A 413-nucleotide genomic window follows, 5' to 3' on the forward strand; every position below is an offset into this window, starting at 1 on the left:
AGGTCGAGCAGACAACCGGGCTGCCGATGCTCACGGTGAATATCGACCGCCAGAAGGCGGCTCGCTATGGCCTGAACGTGGCCGACATCCAGGACACCGTGGCCACAGCCATCGGTGGACGTGAAGCCGGAACGATGTTCGAGGGTGATCGGCGATTTGACATCCTGGTGCGCCTGCCCGAAACGATCCGCAATGACATGGAAGGCATGAAGCGACTGCCTATCCCGCTGCCTCGCTCAGTGGGCACTGCCGAAGCACGGACCAATTCCATCCCGCTTGCCGAGGTCGCTTCTTTCGAACTCGCCCCTGGCCCCAATCAAGTCAGCCGCGAGAACGGAAAGCGCCGCATAGTGGTCAGCGCCAACGTGCGTGGCCGCGACGTGGGATCTTTCGTTGCGGAGGCAGAGCAAGGG

1 protein-coding gene is annotated in these 413 nt (G+C 62.5%); it reads left to right on the top strand.

The window, feature by feature from the left end; genetic code table 11:
- Nucleotides 1-413, top strand: a 413-nt coding sequence (locus tag GVL52_RS32410) for an efflux RND transporter permease subunit (protein WP_200848040.1), incomplete at both ends; no start/stop codon positions are given.

The sequence above is a fragment of the Rhizobium sp. 18055 genome, assembly GCF_902706285.1.
In the GTDB taxonomy this organism is placed as follows: domain Bacteria; phylum Pseudomonadota; class Alphaproteobacteria; order Rhizobiales; family Rhizobiaceae; genus Rhizobium.